The sequence below is a fragment of the Nonomuraea sp. NPDC049309 genome, assembly GCF_043196965.1.
GTDB classification, from domain to species: Bacteria; Actinomycetota; Actinomycetes; order Streptosporangiales; family Streptosporangiaceae; genus Nonomuraea; species Nonomuraea fastidiosa.
The window spans coordinates 808,391-824,604 of record NZ_JBICSH010000003.1; the positions used below are offsets into that span (position 1 = coordinate 808,391).

18 protein-coding genes are annotated in these 16,214 nt (G+C 70.6%); 12 read left to right on the forward strand and 6 right to left on the reverse strand.

Going from position 1 to position 16,214, the window contains the following annotated elements:
• Positions 1-99 precede the first annotated feature (99 nt).
• Entirely contained in the window at positions 100-477 is a 378-nt protein-coding gene (locus ACGFIM_RS24295) for an STAS domain-containing protein (protein ID WP_393203841.1), read from the forward strand.
• 200 nt (positions 478-677) lie between these two features.
• Here ACGFIM_RS24295 and ACGFIM_RS24300 read toward each other — a convergent pair whose 3' ends face one another.
• The 3 genes from ACGFIM_RS24300 to ACGFIM_RS24310 all read right to left on the reverse strand — a co-directional run bounded on the left by ACGFIM_RS24300 (position 678) and on the right by ACGFIM_RS24310 (position 3,192).
• Positions 678-1,202 carry a hypothetical protein gene (locus ACGFIM_RS24300; RefSeq protein WP_393203843.1) on the reverse strand — a complete coding sequence of 175 codons (525 nt, stop codon included), beginning with the start codon at positions 1,200-1,202 and terminating at the stop codon, positions 678-680.
• Positions 1,203-1,368: 166 nt separating this feature from the next.
• The gene (locus ACGFIM_RS24305) at positions 1,369-1,938 is read right to left on the reverse strand and encodes a nicotinamidase (RefSeq protein WP_393203845.1); all 570 of its coding nucleotides are present in this window, start codon (positions 1,936-1,938) and stop codon (positions 1,369-1,371) included.
• 15 nt (positions 1,939-1,953) lie between these two features.
• Entirely contained in the window at positions 1,954-3,192 is a 1,239-nt protein-coding gene (locus tag ACGFIM_RS24310) for a nicotinate phosphoribosyltransferase (RefSeq protein ID WP_393203847.1), read from the reverse strand.
• An 85-nt stretch (positions 3,193-3,277) separates the two neighbouring features.
• Between ACGFIM_RS24310 and clpS the strand changes: the two genes are divergently transcribed.
• The 5 genes from clpS (at position 3,278) to ACGFIM_RS24335 (ending at position 6,053) form a co-directional block, all read left to right on the forward strand.
• Complete coding sequence (gene clpS, locus ACGFIM_RS24315; protein ID WP_393203849.1) at positions 3,278-3,577, forward strand: ATP-dependent Clp protease adapter ClpS; 300 nt, start codon at positions 3,278-3,280, stop codon at positions 3,575-3,577.
• 112 nt (positions 3,578-3,689) lie between these two features.
• A complete protein-coding gene (locus tag ACGFIM_RS24320; RefSeq protein WP_393203851.1) occupies positions 3,690-4,214 on the forward strand; it encodes a DUF2017 domain-containing protein in 525 nt (174 codons plus the stop codon).
• A 9-nt stretch (positions 4,215-4,223) separates the two neighbouring features.
• Entirely contained in the window at positions 4,224-4,625 is a 402-nt protein-coding gene (locus ACGFIM_RS24325) for a Mov34/MPN/PAD-1 family protein (protein WP_378786812.1), read from the forward strand.
• Between the two features lie 206 nt (positions 4,626-4,831).
• On the forward strand, positions 4,832-5,104 hold the full coding sequence (locus tag ACGFIM_RS24330; RefSeq protein ID WP_364061134.1) for a MoaD/ThiS family protein: 273 nt from the start codon (positions 4,832-4,834) through the stop codon (positions 5,102-5,104).
• Between the two features lies 1 nt (position 5,105).
• The gene (locus tag ACGFIM_RS24335; RefSeq protein ID WP_393203854.1) at positions 5,106-6,053 is read left to right on the forward strand and encodes a PLP-dependent cysteine synthase family protein; all 948 of its coding nucleotides are present in this window, start codon (positions 5,106-5,108) and stop codon (positions 6,051-6,053) included.
• 232 nt (positions 6,054-6,285) lie between these two features.
• Here the strand turns inward: ACGFIM_RS24335 and ACGFIM_RS24340 are convergent, their stop codons facing one another.
• Together ACGFIM_RS24340 and ACGFIM_RS24345 are read right to left on the reverse strand one after the other, a co-directional pair.
• Positions 6,286-8,169, reverse strand: coding sequence for a DUF3352 domain-containing protein (locus ACGFIM_RS24340; RefSeq protein ID WP_393203856.1), 1,884 nt, complete (start codon positions 8,167-8,169; stop codon positions 6,286-6,288).
• A gap of 84 nt (positions 8,170-8,253) precedes the next feature.
• A complete protein-coding gene (locus tag ACGFIM_RS24345) occupies positions 8,254-8,580 on the reverse strand; it encodes a hypothetical protein (RefSeq protein ID WP_393203857.1) in 327 nt (108 codons plus the stop codon).
• Positions 8,581-8,682: 102 nt separating this feature from the next.
• Here ACGFIM_RS24345 and ACGFIM_RS24350 point away from each other — a divergent pair, with 102 nt between their 5' ends.
• The 3 genes from ACGFIM_RS24350 (at position 8,683) to ACGFIM_RS24360 (ending at position 11,207) form a co-directional block, all read left to right on the forward strand.
• The gene (locus tag ACGFIM_RS24350) at positions 8,683-9,474 is read left to right on the forward strand and encodes a thioesterase family protein (RefSeq protein WP_393203859.1); all 792 of its coding nucleotides are present in this window, start codon (positions 8,683-8,685) and stop codon (positions 9,472-9,474) included.
• Positions 9,475-9,633: 159 nt separating this feature from the next.
• Entirely contained in the window at positions 9,634-10,458 is an 825-nt protein-coding gene (murI, locus tag ACGFIM_RS24355; RefSeq protein ID WP_393203861.1) for a glutamate racemase, read from the forward strand.
• On the forward strand, positions 10,455-11,207 hold the full coding sequence (locus ACGFIM_RS24360; RefSeq protein ID WP_393203863.1) for an MBL fold metallo-hydrolase: 753 nt from the start codon (positions 10,455-10,457) through the stop codon (positions 11,205-11,207). Before murI ends, ACGFIM_RS24360 begins: the two co-directional genes overlap by 4 nt.
• 162 nt (positions 11,208-11,369) lie before the next feature.
• On the opposite strand, the gene ACGFIM_RS24365 is transcribed toward ACGFIM_RS24360, so the two are convergent.
• Positions 11,370-12,626, reverse strand: a complete 1,257-nt coding sequence (locus ACGFIM_RS24365) for an MFS transporter (protein ID WP_393203865.1) — start codon at positions 12,624-12,626, stop codon at positions 11,370-11,372.
• 53 nt (positions 12,627-12,679) lie between these two features.
• On the opposite strand from ACGFIM_RS24365, the gene rph reads away from it, so the two are divergent.
• The 3 genes from rph to ACGFIM_RS24380 all read left to right on the forward strand — a co-directional run bounded on the left by rph (position 12,680) and on the right by ACGFIM_RS24380 (position 16,098).
• Positions 12,680-13,399 (forward strand): ribonuclease PH, encoded by a 720-nt coding sequence (gene rph / locus ACGFIM_RS24370; RefSeq protein ID WP_393203866.1) that lies wholly within the window; start codon positions 12,680-12,682, stop codon positions 13,397-13,399.
• Complete coding sequence (rdgB, locus tag ACGFIM_RS24375) at positions 13,396-13,986, forward strand: RdgB/HAM1 family non-canonical purine NTP pyrophosphatase (protein WP_393203869.1); 591 nt, start codon at positions 13,396-13,398, stop codon at positions 13,984-13,986. Before rph ends, rdgB begins: the two co-directional genes overlap by 4 nt.
• Before the next feature lie 399 nt (positions 13,987-14,385).
• A complete protein-coding gene (locus ACGFIM_RS24380) occupies positions 14,386-16,098 on the forward strand; it encodes a molybdopterin-dependent oxidoreductase (RefSeq protein ID WP_393203871.1) in 1,713 nt (570 codons plus the stop codon).
• The last annotated feature ends 116 nt before the right edge of the window (positions 16,099-16,214 follow it).

Here is a 16,214-nt window from a genome sequence, read left to right on the forward strand (position 1 = left end):
TGCGCATTTGGTCACAGAGCGCTGGCCTTCTGTTAGAAGCCCGACGGAACCGGCAACAACACTCTTGGCTGTCTTGGGATACGCAGAAGGACTTTGCCCATGTCGTCTGAGGCCACCGGAAAGCCGACGCTCACCGTCACCTCTGGCCTCTCTCGAAATGCGATCATCATCAAGCTCGAAGGCGAGCTCGACGTCAACGCGTTGCCCATCTTCCAGGAGCACATCCAGCGCATCTGGGAGCTGTCTCCCAAGCCCTTTCTCATCCTCGACCTCGGCGAGCTCTCGTTCTGCGACTCCATGGGCATGAACGAGCTCGTCCACCTCATGCAGCGCTGCGAGGCGCAGGGCACCCGGCTGCTGCTCGGCGGGGTGCAGGGGGTGATGGCGCGGGTTCTGTCGATCACCGGGCTGCGGCACGCGTTCGAGGTGTACGCCCGGTTCGACGACGCGATGCGGCTGGCCGTCACCCACGCCTGACCGGCGCGAGCACCGGCTCCCACGGTCTCGGCCTGCGGCCGCCGGCGTGCGCAGAGGCTTCCCGGTCCCGGCCTACCGCCGCCGGCATGCGCAGCGGCTTCCTGGCCCCGGCCTGCGACCGCCGTCTTGCCGGCCCCTGCCATGGGCGCCTCGCGAGCAGTCCGATCGGCCCCGGCCACCGGCTGCTCGATCGGGCTGGCTCATGCGGCGGGGATCGGGCGGCCGCTGTGGCCGTCGACCGGGGTCACGCCGGCCTCGAAGTGCAGCGGCACCGACAGCGACGCCGTGCCGCCGCGCACGTGGACCGGCCGCGTGTAGGCGTGGCGCGACGGGTGGCGGCCGGTGCGCGGCGGTGCGTACACCCAGATCATCAGCTTCTTGCCGCGGGGGAGCAGGACCACCTCGGCCCGGTCGCACTCGCCGGATACGGCCGGCCAGGTCAGCACGAGGTGCCGGCCCACCTCGGCGGAGGCGGGGACGGGCTCGTGGGCCTGGCAGGGCGGAGCGGCGGGCGGCCGGGCGGCGGCGACCTCGGTCGCGGGCCCCGTCCCCGCGTGAGCGGGGGCGGGCGGCGGGCGCAGCGCGCTCACCGCGATGGTGCCGGCCTCGAGCAGCGCCAGCGTCACGACGGCCGCCGTGCGGTCGGCCCAGGTGCCCCTGACCAGCAACCACAGGGCGAGCGGCCCGAGAACGAGCCAGGCCACGCCGAGTGACACGAGCAGCATGGAGAACCTCCCACCGCTGAGGAAGAGTGATCACTCTCCGTGGTACTCCGGCTTCGGAGCGGGGTCCGTTCTCCTCGATATCACATGACCGCAGCGTTGCAAACCGTATACGTTGGGTGAGCGCGTGCGGGCGCGCGGCAGAGCGGCCCGGTGCCGGGTCCGGGGCTCAGCGCACGACGGGGGTGCCTTCGAGGGTGACGCCGGCCTGCTCCATCTCCGCCAGCGCCGCCTCGGTCGTCTCGGGCGCCACGCCGGCCGTCAGATCGAGCAGCACCCGTACGGACAGGCCGTGCTCGGCCGCGTCGAGCGCAGTGGCGCGGACGCAGTGGTCGGTGGCGATGCCCACCACGTCCACCTCCGTCACGCCGCGGTCGGCCAGCCACCGCACCAACGGCACGCCGTCCTCGGAGCGGCCCTCGAAGCCGCTGTAGGCCGCCTCGTAGGCCCCCTTGCTGAAGACCTCCTCGACCCGGGAGGCGTCGAACGCGGGGTGGAACTCGGCGCCGGGCGTGCCGGCCACGCAGTGGGCCGGCCAGCTCGCGGCGTAGTCGGGGTTCTCGGCGAAGTGGTCGCCGGGGTCGATGTGGTGGTCGCGGGTGGCCACGACGTGGTCGTAGGGGTGCTCGGCCACGTGGCGGGAGATCGCCGCGGCCACCTCCGAGCCGCCGGCCACGGCCAGGCTGCCGCCTTCGCAGAAGTCGTTCTGCACATCGACGACGATCAACGCGGTGCCCATAGGTAGCACGATACGTCAGGCGAATTCGGTGGGAATCGCCGCGTACCCCCGGCCGAGCTGGAGCGCCTCCTGGGGGAGCGTGGCGACGGCCGCGGCGTGGCGCTCGCGGGCGGCGGACAGCGGCTCGCGCCCGACGATCTCGCCGTCGCGCACCAGCTCGTGCAGCAGCGGCACGCCGCCCTCCGGCACGAGCCCGCTGGTGGTGATGAGCTCGACCTCGGCGTGGCCGGAGTCGTTGATGATCCGGTACGCGTTCTTGCGCCCGCCGCGCGACGGCTTGCCCACCGACCGCTTGGCCACGGCCTCCAGCTTGCCCGTCGCCGTCTCCCTGGCCACCAGCTTGTAGACCAGGGCCGCCGTGGGCACGCCCGAGCCGGTCACCAGGGAGGTGCCGACGCCGTAGCCGTCCACGGGGGCGGCGGCGAGCGCGGCGATGGCGTACTCGTCGAGGTCGGAGGTGACGATGATCCGGGTGTCGAACGCGCCGAGCGAGTCGAGCAGCTCGCGCACCTCCTGGGCGGCGGCGGCCAGGTCGCCCGAGTCGATGCGGACCGCCCCGAGCTTCTGCCCGGCGACCTCGGTGGCCGTGCGCACGGCCTCGGCCACGTCGTAGGTGTCCACCAGCAGCGTGGTCCCGGTCCCGAGCGAGGCGACCTGGGCCTCGAACGCCGCCCGCTCCGAGTCGTGCAGCAGCGTGAACGCATGAGCCGCCGTGCCCGCCGTGGGCACGCCGTACATCTTCCCGGCCATCAGGTTGGAGGTGGAGGCGAACCCGGCGATGTAGGCGGCGCGGGCGGCGGCGACGGCGGCGTGCTCGTGCGTACGCCGCGAGCCCATCTCGATGATCGGCCGCTTGCCCGCCGCGTTGGTCATGCGCGAGGCGGCCGAGGCGATGGCGCAGTCGTGGTTGAGTATCGACAGCGTCAGCGTCTCGAGCAGCACGGCCTCGGCGAACGTGCCCTCCACGACCATGATCGGGGAGGCGGGGAAGTAGAGGTCGCCCTCCCGGTAGCCGTAGATGTTGCCGGAAAATCGGTAATCGGCGAGAAACGCCAGGGTCTCGTCGTCGACGATGTTGTGCTCGCGCAAGAAGGTGAGTTCATTGTCACCGAAACGGAAGTTCTCCAGCTCGTCGAGGACACGTCCCGTCCCCGCGACGACCCCGTATCGCCGCCCGCCGGGGAGATGGCGGGCGAACACCTCGAAGACCGCCCGCCGGTGCGCGGCACCACTGCGCAGGGCGGCCTGCAACATTGTCAGCTCATAGTGATCTGTGAGCAACGCAGTGCTCATGGTCATTCTCACGACTCGAAGACTACGGCCCAGATAGGGCAGACTCATGAATGTGGGTAGCACCGCTCCAATCGCCGTTGAGCGTCCGTCATCGGACGTCCGACCCGATCTGCCTTGGGTGACCATCGTCTGGAACGACCCCGTCAACCTCATGTCCTACGTGACCTATGTCTTCCAAACGGTCTTCGGCTACACCCGCGAAAAGGCCGAGAAGCTGATGCTCGACGTGCACCACAAGGGCAAGGCCGTCGTGTCGAGCGGCACGCGCGAGGAGATGGAAAGGGATGTGCAGATTCTCCACTCCTACGGCCTGTGGGCGACGCTCCAGCCGGACTCGAACAAGTGAGACCCGGTCGGGTGGGGCCCGATCCAACGGGGCTCGATCTCGTGGGGTCCGGTCAAGCGGGGCCCGGCAGAGTGAGGCGCACGGGCTGCGGCACTACCAGGAAGAGGCACAGGTGAGTTCGGGGTTCTCGCGGGGGAAGGACGGCGGGGTCGTCGCCGAGTTCGAGGCGGCGGAGGTCTCGCTGCTGCGCTCGCTGGTCTCCATGATGCTCGGCATCGTCTCGCCGGGGCAGACCAGCGACGACCCGCTCGAGCGCGCGCTCGGCATCGGCGACAGCGCGGCGCCGTCCGACCCCGTGCTCGCCCGGCTGTTCCCGTCGGCGTACGAGGACGAGAAGGACGCCGCGGAGTTCCGCCGCTACACCGAGGCGACGCTGCGCGACGGCAAGCGGGCCGACGCCCAGACCGTGCGCGACACCGCGCGGCCGGGCCGCGCCGAGCTGACGGCCGAGGAGGCGCAGGCGTGGCTGCGCTCGCTCAACGACCTGCGCCTGACGCTCGGCACCAAGCTCGACGTGACCGAGGAGGTCCACGACGAGATCGCCGTGATGTCGGAGGACGACCCCCGCTACCCGGCGTACGTCACCTACGACTGGCTGACCTACCTCCAGGACAGCCTGGTCCGGGCGCTCTGGTAACTTCCGGGCATGCTGTCGATCTCGCAGGAACTGGCTGACAAGATCGTCGCGCATGCCCGCGCCGATCACCCGGACGAGGCGTGCGGCGTCATCGCGGGCCGTAACGGCGTGCCCGAGCGCTTCATCCCGATGCAGAACGCCGAACGCTCGCCCACCTTCTACCGTTTCGACTCGATGGAGCAGTTCCGGGTGTGGAAGGAGATGGACGAGCGCGACGAGGAGCCGGTCGTCATCTACCACTCCCACACGGCCACCGAGGCGTACCCGTCGCGCACCGACGTCTCCTACGCCTCCGAGCCGAACGCCCACTACGTCCTGGTCTCCACGCGGGACGAGAACGAGGTGGAGTTCCGCTCCTTCCGGATCCTCGATGGGGAGATCACCGAGGAAGAGGTAAGGTTTCTCCCATGATGGTCAGGCCGGTGCAGAGCTTCCTGTTCGCACACACTCCTGCCGTCGTCGTCTACGACTGTCCGGCCGGAGACCCGCTGGTCTCCCGCCCGTAGGACACTTCGTCCGGCGGGCGGTGCGGCCGGCGTACGAGCCCATGGAATCCGCACCACTCCATCGGCGTTGCTGCCGATGGGACGACGACTGACCTGAGGAGACTGACCGCGATGGCCATCGAGGTTCGCATCCCGACCATCCTGCGTAACTACACCGACGGCGCGAAGGCCGTGAGCGCCGAGGGCGCCACGCTCGAAGAGCTGATCAGCGATCTCGAGTCCCGCCACCCCGGCATCAAGGAGCGGCTCGTCGACGACGGCAGCCTGCGCCGCTTCGTCAACGTCTACCTGAACGACGAGGACGTCCGCTTCCTCGGCGGTCTCGGCACCCCGCTGTCCGACGGCGACACGGTGACCGTCCTGCCTGCCGTGGCCGGCGGGTGACATGCGTTTCGACTCGCTGATCGACTCGGTCGGCCGCACCCCGCTGGTCGGGCTGCCCAGGCTGTCGCCCTCGGACGAGGTGCGCATCTGGGCCAAGCTCGAAGACCGCAACCCGACCGGGTCGATCAAGGACAGACCGGCCCTGTGGATGATCCAGCAGGCCGAGAAGGACGGGCTGCTCACGCCGGGCTGCACCATCCTCGAGCCGACGAGCGGCAACACCGGCATCTCGCTGGCCATGTCGGCCAAGCTCAAGGGCTACAAGCTGATCTGCGTGATGCCGGAGAACACCTCCGAGGAGCGCCGCCAGCTCCTGCGCATGTGGGGCGCGGAGATCATCTCCTCGCCCGCTGCCGGCGGCTCCAACGAGGCCGTGCGGGTGGCCAAGGAGCTGGCCGCGAAGAACCCGTCGTGGGTGATGCTCTACCAGTACGGCAACCCGGCCAACTGGCGCTCACACTACGAGACCACCGGCCCGGAGATCCTCGCCGACCTGCCGACGGTCACCCACTTCGTGGCCGGGCTCGGCACCACGGGCACCCTCATGGGCGTCGGGCGCTACCTGCGCGAACACGTGCCCGGCGTGCAGATCGTGGCCGCCGAGCCGCGCTACGGCGAGCTGGTCTACGGACTGCGCAACGTCGACGAGGGCTTCATCCCCGAGCTCTACGACGAGTCCGTGCTGACGACCCGCTTCTCGGTCGGCTCCGCGGACGCGCTGCGGCGCACCCGCGAGCTGCTCGCCTCCGAGGGCATCTTCGCGGGCGTCTCCACCGGGGCCGCGCTGCACGCGGCGCTGGGGGTGGCGAAGAAGGCGGTCAAGGCGGGGGAGCGGGCCGACATCGTGTTCATCGTGGCCGACGGCGGGTGGAAGTACCTGTCGACGGGCGCGTACGAGGGGACGCTCGAAGAGGCCGAGGAACGCCTCGAAGGCCAGCTCTGGGCCTGAGCCGGCGGATCTCGCTCCGGTCCCGGGCCGGGGTGGGGGCGAGCGCGGTGTGCCCAGGCGGGCTCCGTGCGGTCCCTCGCGCTCACCGATAGGTCGTGAAAACGGCGGGCGGCCGGCCCCCTGCACAGGGGCCGGCCGCCTTTTCGCGTTCTCCGGAGGGCTTCGTTGAACAGCAGGCGCCGTTCTCCGGAAGCGTTCGGCCGAAACAGCAGGCGCCGTCCTCCGGATGCGCTCAATTGAACAGCAGGCGCATCGAGAAGTTCGCCTCGGTGTCGGTGTAGCCGCCGCTCAGGCCGACCGCCCGCAGCACCTGGGCGTTGGCCTTGTCGTCGCCCTGCATCGAGTTGAGGTAGAGGTGCTCGATCTTGTCGAGGTCGACGAAGATGGCGAAGTTGGCGTCGTCGGCGTTCGGGATGGCCGTCTGGAACGTCTCCGACTCGCCCAGCGTGCCCTCTGCGGCCAGCTTCTTGGCGTAGTCGTCGGTGGTCGCGACGGTGAAGACGCCGTCCCCGGCGACCTTGGCGATCCGCGGGGCGGGCTGGCCGTTCTGCGCGAACCTGTTCAGCACCTTGTCGACGATCGCCTGCGCCTTGGCCGCGTCGGTGGTGACGCGCACGCCGCCCTTGATCTGGTTGCTGTCCAGGCCCTCGCTGTCGACGGCGACGGTGAAGTTCTGGCCGAGCACGGTGGCGAGGTCGGCGGGCAGGTTCAGGCCGAACTGGGTCTTGAACTGCTGCAGCGTCTGCGAGATCTGGGTGTTGCCCGTGGCCGCCGCCTGCTTTTCGATCTCGGTCCACTGCTTGGCGACCATCTGGTCGAGGCCGGAGATCGAGATGGCGCCCGCCGTGGTGTCGGGCAGCGTGGCGATGTTCGCGTGGGGCAGGTCGCCGTCCGGGGCCATGCCCTGGGCGCCGCGAATGACGCCGGCGAGCTCGACGTAGGCGCTGTCGAAGCGCAGGGCGCCGGCGAACCTGGCGTTCTTGATCTGGTCGATCTGCTTGACCTGGTCGGCCGGGATCTCGCCCTTGGCGAGGTCGGCGAGGCCGCCCAGGGAGGCCCAGAACGACAGCACGCCCTGCTCGCCGACCGCGCCCATGTCCTCGCTGAACTGGGCGTTGTCCGTCAGGCTGTCCTCGGCCTCGGCGTACTTGGTGGCGAGGTCCTGGGACTTGGTGATCAGCGCGTAGTCGTCACGGAAGGCGATGCCGTACTCGTCGTCGTCCATGAGCTTGGCGATGCCGGCCTTGGCGGCCTCCTGGTCGGTGACCTGGACGGCCACCGCGAAGTCGGGCTCGTCCTTGCCGGACGGTACGGCGGCGATGCCGATGCGGCTGCCCAGCCAGGGGTCGATGTCCTTGGCGAAGTCCGCCTTGGCGCTGCCGTCCTCGTTCAGCAGGTCGAACAGGGCCTTGCGGGGGTCCTCGCCGGAGAAGGCGTCCTTGGTCGCGGAGAACTTCCTGGCGATCTGGAAGAGCGCCACCTTCTGGTTCGCGGCCGGGTCGAGGTCGAAGCGGGCGTAGGCGATGGAGTTCGCGGGCAGCACGTCGCTCGGCTGGGCGCCGCCGCCGCCGAGCGCACCGACGGCCCACACCGCGCCGCCGCCGAGGAGGACGACGGCCAGCGCCGCCGCCACCGCGATGATCCAGCTCTTGCGGCCCTTCGTCGCGGGCTCGGCCGGGCCGAAGCCCTCAGGCCCCTGCTGCTGCCAGCCGCCCTGCTGCCAGCCCTGCTGCTCCTGTTGCCAGCCGCCCTGCTGGTACTGCTGCTGGGGATGCTGCCAGCCCTGCTGGGGTTGCTGCTGGGGTTGCTGCTGCCAGCCCTGCTGCTGCCAGGCGCCCTGCGCCTGCTGGTTGCCGTACGGCTGCTGCTGCGGCTGCTGGCCGTACTGGGGGTTGTAGGGGGGCTGTTGCTGCTGGCCGTAGGCCCCCTGATGCCCGTATGCACCCTGCCCCTGTGCCGGCCCCTGTGCCGCCTGCTGGCCGTATGGCTGCTGGGGAGGGTAGGGCGGCCCCGGATACTGTGCCGTCGGCTGGTTCTCCGGCTGCTGCCCCTGGTTCCAGTTGTACGCCGTGGTCCGGTCAGGATCCTGGCCATAGGGGGGATTGTTAGCAGACATCACTCAACTCACAATGTGGACTTTTGACCACAGAGAAGTTAGCTGATGTTGCTAGATGTGCGCTTGCAATGCACTGAAGTCGGATTAGACCCGATTCAGTTCGTTTCGCAGGACGCCGATGTGCACCTCACCGCCTCCGTAGTCGACGACGTTCTCCCACGGCACGAAGGTGCAACCGGCGTAGACGATGCGGGCCAGCAGGCGGGACAGCCAGGGCGACCGGCCCTGGCGCTCGCGGGTGAGGCCGAGCAGGAGCGGCGCGCGCACGCTGGAGACCACCAGTCCGTAGACGGTGTGGCTCTGCTGGAGCTCGCCCTTGTGCCTGACCACGCGGATGTCCACCACGAAACCGACCCACACGCCGTTGGAGTCCCAAACGGATTGTCCGATGAGTTCGGTGACAGTAGCCATGATCAAACGGTGTCAGCCGAATCACATTTTCGCAGGTAGGCGCGCTGATGGGCGAATGCTCTAGCATGTCTAGAACATAGTTCGGACGTGAGGCGGGAGCGGATGACCAAGTTCGACGAGGCCACGCAGGCGATCAAAGTCGATGATCACACCTATGACGTCTGTCTCGACCCTGGATATGCGATCGGCGGGCCGCTCAACGGCGGCTACCTGATGGCGACGATCCTGCGGGCGGCGGTGGACGCCTCGCCGTTCGAGCATCCGGTGAGCACGACGGCGCAGTTCCACAGGGCGCCCGTGGCGGGTCCCGCCCAGGTGATCGTGGAGCCGCTGAAGGCGGGCAAGACGGTCGCGTTCGCCCGTGCGAGCCTGGTGCAGGACGGCGTGACGCAGATCGAGAGCCTGATCACGACGGCCACGCTGCACGACGTCGAGCCGATTTATGCTGATGAACCGGCCTATGCGATGCCGCCGATCGAGGAGTGCGCCAAGCTCCCCGACCCCAAGCCCGAGTCGAACATGACCTTCAACGCCCAGATCGAGCTGGTCTTCGACCCGCCCACGATCGGCTGGCTGCACGGCAGCCCCACCGGCCGCCCCGAGTCCCGCGCGTACTTCAGGATGGCCGAGCCGCAGGACCCCGACCCGTACGTGCTGGCGCTGGCCGTGGACGCGCTGCCGCCCGTCGTCTTCTCCTCCGGAGCCCGCGGCTGGGCCCCCACCGTGGACCTCACCTGGCACCTGCGCGCCCTGCCCGCCCCCGGCTGGCTGACGGTGCTCGGCAGCGGCCGGCTGGTCGCCGACGGCTGGTTCGACGAGGAGGTCGAGGTACGCGACTCCACCGGCCGCCTGGTCGCCCAGTCGCGCCAGCTCGCCCGCGTCGGCCGCGGCTGACGGACGCCGACCGGGCAGGGCTCAAGGCGGAGCCGATCGCAAGATCACAGAGCCGAGGGTCGCACTGTGACCAAGGCAACACCCCGACATGCTCATGGGTCACCGGTGTGAGCATTCTTACGCAGTGCTGATCGGCGCAGGTCGCCTACCCTCTAGAACGTGCCGGACGCGAGCATTGGGATCTTCGACAGCGGGGTGGGCGGCCTGACGGTCGCGCGAGCGATCATCGATCAGCTCCCCCACGAGTCCATCACCTACGTGGCCGACACGGCACGCCAGCCGTACGGGCCGAAGCCCATCGCGGAGCTGCGGGCGTACGCGCTCGAGGTCATGGACCACCTGGTCGAGCAGGGCGTCAAGATGCTCGTGATCGCGTGCAACAGCGCGAGCGCCGCCGTGCTGCGCGACGCGCGCGAGCGCTATGACGTCCCCGTCGTCGAAGTGATCATGCCGGCCACCCGCCGCGCGGTGCGCGCCACCCGCAACGGCAAGGTCGGCGTGATCGCCACCAGGGCGACGATCGAGTCCATGGCCTACCACGACGCCTTCACCGCCGCCCCCGACGTGGAGCTCACCGGCGTGGCCGCCCCGCGCCTGGTGGAGTTCGTCGAGCGCGGCGAGACGATGAGCGACGAGCTGATCGAGGTCGTGCGCGGCTACCTGGAGCCCATCAGGGCCGCGGGCTGCGACACGCTCATCCTCGGCTGCACCCACTACCCGCTGCTCACCGGGGCCATCTCCTACGTCGCCGGCGAGGGCGTCACGCTCATCTCCAGCGCCGACGAGACGGCCAAGGACGTCTACCGGATCCTGCACGACCGCGGTCTGGCGGCAGGAAGCGACGCCACCCCCCGGCACCGTTTCCGCGCCACTGGCGACTCCCTGCTCTTCGCCCGGCTCGGGCGGCGTTTCCTGGGGCCGGAGATCGATGCGGTCGAAGTCGCACCAGTGGGGGGTACCACCGCTAACGGGAGGCCCACATGAAGGTGACCATCGTCGGATGCTCGGGCAGCTACCCCGGGCCCGACAGTCCCGCGTCCTGCTACCTCCTCGAGGCCGACGGGTTCAGGATGGTGCTCGACCTCGGCAGCGGCTCGCTGGGCGCGCTGCAGCGCCACATCGGCCTGTACGACGTGGACGCGATCTGCCTGTCCCACCTGCACGCCGACCACTGCCTCGACATCTGCGGCTACCACGTGGCCAGGACGTACGGGCCGAACGCGCCGTACCCCATCGTCCCCGTCTACGCCCCGGCCGACGCGCCCAGGCGGCTGGCGGGCGCGTACGGCATGCCCGACGAGCCCGGGCTGGAGACGGCCTTCGAGTTCGTCCCGCTGCGTCCGGGCTCGTTCGAGATCGGGCCGTTCACGCTGACCGCCGGCCTGGTCAACCACCCGGTCGAGGCGTACGGCTTCCGCGTCACCAACGGCCGCAGCAGCATCGCCTACTCCGGCGACACCGGCGAGTCGCAGGAGCTGGTCAGGCTGGCGGCGGGCACCGACCTGCTGCTGTGCGAGGCGTCGTTCGTCGAGCGCCCCAACCTGCCGCCCGACCTGCACCTGACCGGACGCCAGGCGGCCGAGCACGCGGCCAAGGCGGGCGTGGGCCGGCTCGTGCTGACGCACCTCGTGCCGTGGAACGACCAGGCGACCGTGCTGGAGGAGGCGTCCACCGGCGGCTACGCGGGGCCGGTGGAGCTGGCCCGCAGCGGCGCCGTCTACCAGCTGTCCTGACCGGCCGGCCCGCCACGGCTCCATCCGCGCGGCCCGTCACGACGCCATCCGCGCGGCCCGCCACGGCTCCATCCGCGCGGCCCGCCACGACGCCATCCGCGCGGCCCGCCACGGCTCCATCCGCGCGGCCCACCACGACTCCGTCCGCTCCGTCCGCGCGCGTCATTGGCGGGGCTGCGCCTCGGCGAAGTCGCGCATGCGCGGCAGCGGCGAGAACAGCAACGGCACGAACGCCACCGCCCGGCCCAGCATGAGCAGCCACAACGCCTGCCGCACCCCGATCTCCTGGGCGACGAGGCCGCCGAGCAGCGCGCCGAGCGGTATCACGCCCCAGGTCACGAACCGCACCGACGCGTTCACCCGGCCGAGCAGGTGGTCGGGCGTGACGGTCTGGCGGTAGGTGCTCTGGCCGACGTTCGACATGGCGGCGGCCCACGAGATCATCATCGACGCGAGCGCGAAGAAGACGACCCGCCAGTCGGCCTGCGTCATCGGGAGCAGCAACCCGAAGGGCGCCCCGATGGCGGTGGCCAGCAGGGTCGCCCTGGCGGTGCCTAAGCGCCGCATCAGCCACCCGCCGGTCAGCCCGCCGAGCAGACCGCCTATGCCGCCGGACATGAGTAATGCCCCGATACCGCCCGGGGCCAGCTTGACCGTTTCGGCGAGGAACAGCACCGACAGGCCCGTCACGCCGCTCACGCACAGATTCCCGAGCGCGGACGAGGCGCTGAAGGCCCGCATCAGGCGGTCCTGCCACACGTACGCCACGCCTTCCTTGATGTCCTGCAGCAGCGGGCCGCGTTCCGCCTTCTCGATCGGCGGCTTGTCCGGCACCTTCACCGCGGACAGGAAGAGCGCTGACGCAAGCGCCCCGAGAGCGGTGGTCAGGACCGTCCGGGGCGCGCCGAGTAATTGCACCAGCGTGCCGCCGACGCCCGGGCCCGCGAGGAACGCGCCCGACCGCACCGTCTCAAGCTTGGCGTTGCCGTCACCGAGCTGCGTCGTGCTGACCAGGTTGGGCAGGTACGTCGAGTCCGCCACGTCGTTGAACACCTGGGCCACGCCCGCCAGCAGGGCCACCACCAGCAGCATCTCGATGCTGAGCAGGTCAAGGCCGGCCGCCAGCGGGATGCTGCCGAGCAGCACGAATCGTGCGAGGTCGGAGGCCATCATCACCCGGCGTTTGCGCATCCTGTCGACCCACACCCCGGCGGGGAGGCCGAGCAGGAGGAACGCCACCGTCTGCAGCGACGACAGCAGGCCGACCTGCGCCGGACCGGCGTGCAGCGTCACCACCGCCACGAGCGGCAGCGCCACACGCGAAATATTCGCTCCGAGTTCGTTCGCGGCGTGCGAACCGAGGAACCGGAGAAAGTCAGGGTTTCGCAACACCCCCGTTGTCATTGCGTCAGGATCCATGTGATGGACACATTTGGTCAAGCGTGTGGTGGCACGGAGATAGGGTGATCTGTATGTCCCGACAGGATGGCCGCAACCCTGACCAGCTTCGTCCCATAACCATCACCAGGCAATGGCTCTCCCATGCCGAAGGATCGGTGCTGGTCGAATTCGGCGGCACGAGGGTGTTGTGCGCGGCGTCCGTGCAGGACAGCGTGCCTCGCTGGCGTCGGGGGAGCGGCCAGGGCTGGGTTACGGCCGAATACGCGATGCTGCCAAGGGCGACCAATACACGTAACGATCGTGAATCGGTTCGGGGAAAAATCGGTGGACGTACTCACGAGATTTCCCGGCTGATCGGCCGATCGCTGCGTGCCTGCGTCGATTACAAAGCGTTGGGGGAGAACTCCGTACTGCTCGACTGCGACGTGCTCCAGGCCGACGGCGGCACGCGAACGGCCGCCATCACCGGCGCCTACGTCGCGCTCGCCGACGCGGTCGAGTGGATGCGCCAGCGCGGCATGTGCCCCGGCGAGCCGCTCATCAACTCCGTCTCGGCCGTCTCCGTCGGCGTGGTCGGCACCGTCCCCATGCTCGACCTCTGCTACACCGAGGACGTCGCCGCCGAGACCGACATGAACGTCGTGATGACCGGTGACGGCCGCTTCGTCGAGGTGCAGGGCACCGCCGAGGGCACGCCGTTCGACCGCGACGTGCTCGACAGGCTTCTCGACCTCGCCGCGACCGGCTGCGCGGAGCTGACGCGGCTGCAGCAGGAGGCACTCGCTTCATGAAGATCGTGCTGGCGACCCGCAACCAGGGCAAGATCGCGGAGCTCCGGCGCATCCTCGACGGATTCGACATCGTCGGGCTCGAGGAGTTCCCCTCGATCGGCGAGGTCGCCGAGACCGGGGTCACGTTCGAGGAGAACGCCCTCATCAAGGCGCACGCCGTGGCCAAGGCGTCCGGGCTGCCCGCTGTCGCCGACGACTCGGGGCTCTGCGTCGACGTGCTCAACGGCATGCCGGGCGTCTTCTCCGCCCGCTGGGCCGGCCGGCACGGCGACGACCGCGCCAACCTGGAGCTGCTGCTCGCCCAGGTCGCCGACGTGCCCGACGACAAGCTGACCGCCCACTTCGCCTGCGCCGCCGCGCTGGCGCTCCCCTCGGGCGAGGAGCGCGTCGTCACCGGCTCGCTGCCCGGCCGGCTCATCAAGACGCCGAGGGGCACCAACGGGTTCGGCTACGACCCGATCCTCGTCCCCGACGGTGAGGAGCGCACCACCGCCGAGATGGCGCCCGAGGAGAAGGACGCGATCAGCCACCGCGGGCGCGCCTTCCGCGCCCTCGCCCCGATCGTCCGCGACCTCCTCACCTCCTGACCCGGACGCTTCCGGGAGCCGCGTCACCGTCACCTGGCGGTGCGACGTGCCCGGCGGCCCGGGACGGCGGCTGGCCGGGAGACGGTGCGCCGTCGCGGTACGTGACCGGGAGGCGGCGCGCCACCGCGGCACGTGGCCGATGCGAGATGCCCTGCCGCCCCCGACGGCGCGGCGCCATCGCGCGGTCGGCCGGCACGCACCCCAGAAGGGCGCCTGCGGGCCGTCAGCGCGCGTTCTGCGGGCGTTCACGGCCCCCAAGGCTTTTTGTGATGCGGGGCGGACTCAGAGAGGCGTGTGGTGCCTTCTGGACGGTCTCCAGGCGGCTCGGGCGGCGGGGAGCGGAGGAGACGTAACCATCGCGTAAGAATCCCGCGGGGCCTGCGGGCGTAGCGTCGGGGAGTGAGCAATTCGAGCGTTCCCGCCTGGGCGGGCGGGCTTGCGGGGCTGGTGTCAGGAGGCGTGGCCCTCGGGGTCGCGCAGCTCGTGGCCGGGGCCGTCGGGCCTTCGTCGTTCCCCGTGGTGGCGGTGGGGGACACCGCGATCGACGCCGCGCCCGCGCCGCTGAAGGACTTCGCCATCAGGACCTTCGGTGAGAACGACAAGGCCGTGCTGGTCGGTGGCGTGCTGGTGGTGCTGGCCGCGGTCGCGGCGGCCATCGGCGTGCTCGCCAGGCGCAGGCCGGGCCTCGGGATCGCCGGGTTCGCGGTGTTCGGGGTGATCGGTGCGCTGGCCGTGCTCACCCGGCCCGGCGCCGGAGCGGTCGATCCGCTGCCCACCGTCCTCGGCGCGCTGGCCGGTGTGTGGGCCCTGCGGTGGCTGCTGGGCCGTGCCACCACCGCCGTCCCCGCCTTGGCCCCCGACCGCGCCCCCGACCGCGCCCCCGACCGCGCTCCCGACCGCGCCCCTGACCGCGCTCCTGACCGCGCTCCTGACCGCGCTCCCGAGCCCGCCGTGGTGCGAGGAGGGGCCGCGGACGGCCGGCGTGAAGCGCCCGCCGGCGAGCCCGAACGCCCGGCGGTGATGCGGCCGGGCGGCACGGTGGCCGAGTTCGACCGGCGGCGGCTGCTGACCGGCGTCGCCGGAGGCGTGGCCGTGGCGGGCGCGGCGACCCTGCTGGGCCGTCAGCTCGGCGGGCGGCAGGCGGTGGACGCGGCCAGGGCCGGCGTGGCGCTGCCCAGGCCCGCGACCCCGGCCAGGCCGCTCCCCGCCGGCCTGGACTTCAAGATCCCGGGGCTGACGCCGTTCGTCACGCCCAACAGCGACTTCTACCGGGTGGACACCGCCATCGTCGTCCCCCAGGTGGACCCCCGCGACTGGACGCTGCGCATCCACGGCCTGGTGGATCGCCCGATCGAGCTGACGTACGCCGAGCTGCTCAAGCGCCCGCTCACCGAGGCGGACGTCACCCTGACCTGCGTCTCCAACGAGGTGGGCGGCCCGTACGCCGGCAACGCCCGCTGGCTCGGCGCGCGCATGGCCGACGTGCTGCGCGAGGCGGGCCTGCGTTCCGACGCCGACATGCTGCTGTCCACCTCCGCCGACGGCTTCACCTGCGGCACCCCGGTGGACGTCGTCATGGACGGCCGCGACGCGCTGTTCGCGATCGCGATGAACGGCGAGCCGCTCCCGGTCGATCACGGTTTCCCGGTACGGCAGGTGGTGCCCGGCCTGTACGGTTACGTCTCGGCGACCAAGTGGGTCGTGGACATCAAGGTGACGAGGTTCGACACCGACGTGGCGTACTGGACTCCGCGCGGCTGGGCGGAGAAGGGCCCGATCAAGACGCAGTCGCGCATCGACGTCCCCGGCTCCGGCGACAAGGTGCGGGCGGGCCGCACCACGATCGCCGGGGTGGCCTGGGCGCAGCACACCGGCATCGACGCGGTCGAGGTGCGGGTGGACGGCGGCCAGTGGCGGGTGGCGAAGCTCGCCGAGGTGCCGGGACCGGACACCTGGCGGCAGTGGTCGATCGACTGGGACGCGACGCCGGGCGAGCACACCATCCAGGTGCGCGCGACCGACGCGGCCGGGCGCACGCAGACCGAGCAGCAGGCTCCGCCCGCCCCCGACGGCGCCACCGGCTATCACACGATCACCGTGCGCGTGAGCTGAGGTATGCGACGTTTGCCCAGGTAGATGGCCTGGCTCTTGCGGGGAATCTCGCCGACTTCGCCCCCTTGTCACCGCGCCGCCTCTACGATCGTCGTCGAAGCATGACAGGAGGCAGG